Annotated in this window: 5 protein-coding genes; all 5 read right to left on the reverse strand. The window is 75.2% G+C overall.

What is annotated here, in order from left to right; genetic code table 11:
• Positions 1 to 446 (reverse strand): SDR family oxidoreductase (locus tag ACTMSW_RS30605; RefSeq protein ID WP_441184274.1); only part of this gene is annotated, 446 nt, incomplete at its 3' end.
• 2 nt (positions 447 to 448) lie between these two features.
• On the reverse strand, positions 449 to 1,945 hold the full coding sequence (locus tag ACTMSW_RS30610; protein ID WP_441184275.1) for a PfkB family carbohydrate kinase: 1,497 nt from the start codon (positions 1,943 to 1,945) through the stop codon (positions 449 to 451).
• 29 nt (positions 1,946 to 1,974) lie between these two features.
• Positions 1,975 to 2,670, reverse strand: coding sequence for a D-sedoheptulose-7-phosphate isomerase (locus tag ACTMSW_RS30615; RefSeq protein WP_441184271.1), 696 nt, complete (start codon positions 2,668 to 2,670; stop codon positions 1,975 to 1,977).
• Positions 2,667 to 3,887, reverse strand: a complete 1,221-nt coding sequence (locus tag ACTMSW_RS30620) for a glycosyltransferase (protein WP_441184272.1) — start codon at positions 3,885 to 3,887, stop codon at positions 2,667 to 2,669. Before ACTMSW_RS30620 ends, ACTMSW_RS30615 begins: the two co-directional genes overlap by 4 nt.
• On the reverse strand, positions 3,872 to 4,450 hold a 579-nt coding region (locus tag ACTMSW_RS30625; RefSeq protein ID WP_441184273.1), incomplete at its 5' end, for a glycosyltransferase family protein. The genes ACTMSW_RS30620 and ACTMSW_RS30625, both read right to left, overlap by 16 nt.

Below are 4,450 nucleotides of genomic sequence, written 5' to 3' on the forward strand. Positions count from 1 at the left end.
TTCGCCGCGCAGTAGGCGGTGGCGTCACTGACGGCCTTGATCCCCAACGTCGACGCCACGGTCACCACCGTGCCGTGCGATGCCTCCAGGAACGGCAACGCCGCCCGGACCACCGCGGCGGTACCCAGCAGGTTGACCGCCACGATCCGGTCCCACGTCTCGGCCGGGACGTCACCGAGCTTGCCCGGCACGTCCATCCCGGCGGCGGTGACCACGGCGTCCAGGCCGCCGGAGCGTTCCGCGAGCTGCACCGTGGCCGCCCCGGCCGCGCGGGTGTCGGCCAGGTCGCACTCGACCCACGGCACCCCGTCGGCGGGCGGACGCCGGTCCAGCACCACCGGGCGTCCCCCGGCGCGGGCCACCGCCTCCACCACCGCGGCGCCCAGACCGCTGGAACCGCCGGTGACCAGCACCGTCGACCCGGCGCCGCGGTGCCCAGCGTTCATGCTCATCGCGTCCCCTCCGGGGTCTGCGGGCGGCGCAGCGCGGCACCGGCCGCCGGCACCGTGTCGGTGAGCCGGGTCCCGGCCGGCGGGGACCCGTCCGTGCCGCGCGAACGGGCGGCGGCGATCATGCTGGTCGTCGAGCGGCCGTCGAGGTAGGGCACCACGACCGTGTGTCCGCCCCAACGGCGCAGGATCTCCGCCTCCGGGAGCACCGGGTCGCCGCCGCCGGTGGCGTAGTCGCCGCCCTTGACCCAGATGTCCGGCCGCAGCCAGGACAGCGCCCCGTGCGGTGTCGGCTCGTCGAAGATCATGACAGCGTCGACGCAGCTCAGGGCCGCCAGCAGCCGGCTGCGGTCGCCCTGCGGCACCACCGGCCGCTCCGGCCCCTTCAGTCCGGTCACGCTGGCGTCGGAGTTGAGACAGACCACCAGGCAGTCCCCGAGTTGCCGGGCCGCCTGGAGGGTCGCCACGTGACCGGCGTGCAGCAGGTCGAAGCAGCCCCCGGTGGCCACCACCGTGCCGCCGGCCGCGCGTACCTCGGACACCACGGCGGCGGCCGCCGCCACGCCGACGCGATCCCCGCCCGGGCCGGACACCGTGACCGGCGACGGCCGCACCTGCGGTGGCAGCGCCGCCGCCACTCCCCCGGCCGCGACGTACGCCGTCGCCTCGGCGACCGCCTCCTGCACCGCCTCGGAGACCAGCGCACCCCGCGCAAGGGCCAGGGTGGCGGTGGCCGCGAACCGGTCCCCGGCCCCGCAGGTGTCCCCGTCGGCGGTGGCCGGTGCCGGCACCACCAGCGGCGTCGACCCGGCGTGGCAGAGCAGGGCACCGTCCCCGCCCAGGGTCACCGCGACGGCACCGGCCCGCCAGCGTCGGCGCAGCCCCTGCGCGCCCCGCGACGCGGTGACCAACCGGCCCGCACCGGGGGGCGCCTTGGCCAGCTCGCGAACCTCGGACTCGTTCGGGGTGGCCAGGTGCACGCCGGGCACCGCCGCCGGGCCGCGCGGGTGCGGGTCCCAGACCACCGGCGCACGGGTGGCGGCCAACGCGGCCCGCAGGGCGGGTTGCCGGGCCACACCGCGGCCGTAGTCGCTGACCAGCACGGCGGTCGCGTCGGCGATCACCCGCAGGACCGCGGCGGACGGTTCGCCCGGCTCGCCCGGGGTCCCGCCCCGGTCGTGGCGCAGCAGCACGCGGCCCCGGGCGTGCAGCCGGACCTTCTCCGGGGTGGCGCCGCGCAGGTGCAGCGCGTACACCTGCACTCCGGCGGCGGCGAGCAGCGAGCTGAGGCGGGCGCCACCGGCGTCGTCGGCCAGCGCGGTCACCAGCACCACCTCGGTGCCCCGCGCGGCGGCGGCGAACACCGCCGCGAGGCCCGCGCCGCCGGGCCGGTCGGAGTACGCCGTCTCGTCGAGCACCGGCACCGGCGAGTCCGGGCACAGCCGGTTCACCACCCCCTCGACGTCCCGGTCGAGCAGGGTGTCACCGACCACCACCAGGGGTCCCGTCACGCTTCCCTCCTCATTCACGTCTCCATGTGCGGGCTCGTGTCCCCGTCCAGCACCACCTCGACACCGGTCCGGACTCCTCCGGAGCGGGGATGTGCGGTGGACACCCGGTGCGGGGCCCGGCCGACCGGAGCGGCGACAGCCCCGGGCAGTGCCAGTTCGACGTACTCGCAGAGCAGGTGGCTGGTGACGAGGTGGAGTTCCTGGACGACCTGGCTGTCGGAGGACTCGATCGCGAGGGTGTCGTGGCACGCCTCGGCGAGCGGGTTGGGTAGGGGTCCGGTGAGCGCCCACGTGCGGATGTCGATCTCGCGGGCGGCGTGGGTGGCGTGCAGGAGGTTGGGGCTGGCGCCGCTGGTGGACATGAGCAGGAGGATGTCGCCGGGGCGGCCGTGGGCGTGGACCTGGCGGGCGTAGATGTGGTCGTATCCGTAGTCGTTGCCGATGGCGGTGAGGGCGCTGGTTTCGGCGTGCAGGGCGATGGCGGACAGGGGTTGGCGGTCGTCGTGGAGTTTGCCGACGAGTTCGGCGGTGAGGTGTTGGGCTTCGGCGGCGCTGCCGCCGTTGCCGGCGACGAGGAGTCGTCCGCCGCGGGCGAGCGTCCAGGCGAGTTCGGTGCCCCAGTCGCTGAGGCGTTCGGCGGCCTGTCGGTAGGGCAGCAACGCGGCCGCCAGGTTCGCCAGGTGACAGTCGACGAGGGTCGGCCCGGTCATCCGGCCACCACCCGGATCGGCCGGCGAACCGCGGCCACCTCCTCGTAGACCGCGGCCAGGCGTTCCGCCGTCGCCGCCCAGGAATACGTCCGGCGGGCCCGTTCCCGCGCCGCGGTCGCGTACGCGAACCGTCGGATCCGGTCGTCGAGGAGGCGCTGGATCGTGTCCCCCAACGCGCGCGGATCCCGTGCCGGCACCAGGTCACCGGTGACACCGTCGACGACGGTGTCCTTGATGCCGCCGACGGCGGTGCCGACGACCGGCACCCCGCAGGCCATCGCCTCCAGGGGCGTCAGGCCGAACGGCTCGTACCAGGGGGCGGCGACCAGCACGTCCGCCGACCGGTACCAGCGGCCCATCTCCTCGCGGGGCACCGCGCCGACCAGCCGTACCCGGTCGGCCACGCCACAGGTGCCCGCGAGGGCCCGCAGCCGTCGGGCGTACGGGTCGCTCTCCAGCAGGCCGGCCGGTGGTCCGCCGACCACCACGCACTCGGCGTCCGGCACGTACGCCATCGCCCGGACGACGGTCTGGAAGCCCTTGCGTTCCACCAGCCGACCGACGGTGAGGATGCGCGGCCGGTCGACGTCCCGATCGGCGGCGGGGCCGAGCGGCGCGAAGGTGCCGAGGTTCACCCCGGAGGGGACGACCGTCATCCGGGATCGGGGCACCCCCATCCGGACCAGTTCCCCCACCTCGTCCTGGCACTGGGCGATCACCCGGTCCACCGAGCGACCCAACTCCCGCTCGTACCCGATCCGCCGTGCCGGGCTGGTGTCCTGCACGCCCTGGTGGCGGCGCTTGACCACGCCGAGGGCGTGGTACGTCTGCACGACCGGTACACCGGTCTGCCGGCCGGCGGCCAGCGCGGCCAGGCCGCTCATCCAGAAGTGCGCGTGGATGACCTCGGGCGTCCAGTCGCTGCTCCGCCACCGGTCGACCAGCCAGCGGCTGAACTCCTTCATGTGCGGCAGGAGCGCGTCCTTGGCCAGCGGCTCGGCCGGTCCCGCCGGCACGTGCACCACGTCGTAGCCGTCCGCGCTCCGGACGGACACCGGCAGGTCGACGGCGTCGCGTCGGGTGTAGACCCGGACGTCGTGCCCGGCGGCGACCAGGGCGGCAGAGAGCTCGGCGACGTGCGTGTTCTGTCCACCGGCGTCCTCGCCGCCGAGGATGGCGAGTGGGCTGGCGTGCTCCGAGATCATCGCGATGCGCATGTTTCCTCCTCCAGCAGCCGGTCCCAGTCGGCGAGGAATCGGTCGAGCCCGTACCGGTCGAGGGCGACGGCACGGGCCGTCGCGCCGGTGCGGCGCGCCTCCGCCGGGTCCTCCACGAACCGGCGGGCCGCGTCCAGCAGGGTGTCGATCCGGGTGGCGAGGACTCCGGCGCCGGGCGGCACCGCCATCACCGCCTCGGTGGTGGCCAGCGCGACGACCGGCATGCCGATCGTCATCGCCTCGATGAGGCTGAGGCCCAGGGAGGTCCACCGGCACAGGTGCAGGTACGCGCGCCGCCGCCCCAACTCGGCGTGCATGCGCGCCTGCGGCACGTCGTCGTGGCTGGTGACCCGGTCGGCGGGCAGGCCGAGGTGGTCGGCCAGTCCGGCGACCTTCATGCCGAACACGTCCAGCGGGGCGATCTCCGCGAAGCGGGGCAGCAGGTCGGTGCCGGTGACCCGCCAGCGGCGTACCGGCTCGTTGATGACCACGGCGAGTCGGTCCAGTTCGCCGGTGTACTCGGCCTGGGGCGGGACGATGCCGTGGTCGATGACGGTGGTGCG

Origin of the sequence: Micromonospora sp. BQ11, assembly GCF_052068135.1 — a bacterium.
In the GTDB taxonomy this organism is placed as follows: domain Bacteria; phylum Actinomycetota; class Actinomycetes; order Mycobacteriales; family Micromonosporaceae; genus Micromonospora.

Coding starts and splice junctions, on each gene's coding strand:
- ACTMSW_RS30615 (WP_441184271.1), bottom strand. CDS start 2,670: ATGACCGGGCCGACCCTCGTCGACTGTCACCTGGCGAACCTGGCGGCC.
- ACTMSW_RS30620 (WP_441184272.1), bottom strand. CDS start 3,887: ATGCGCATCGCGATGATCTCGGAGCACGCCAGCCCACTCGCCATCCTC.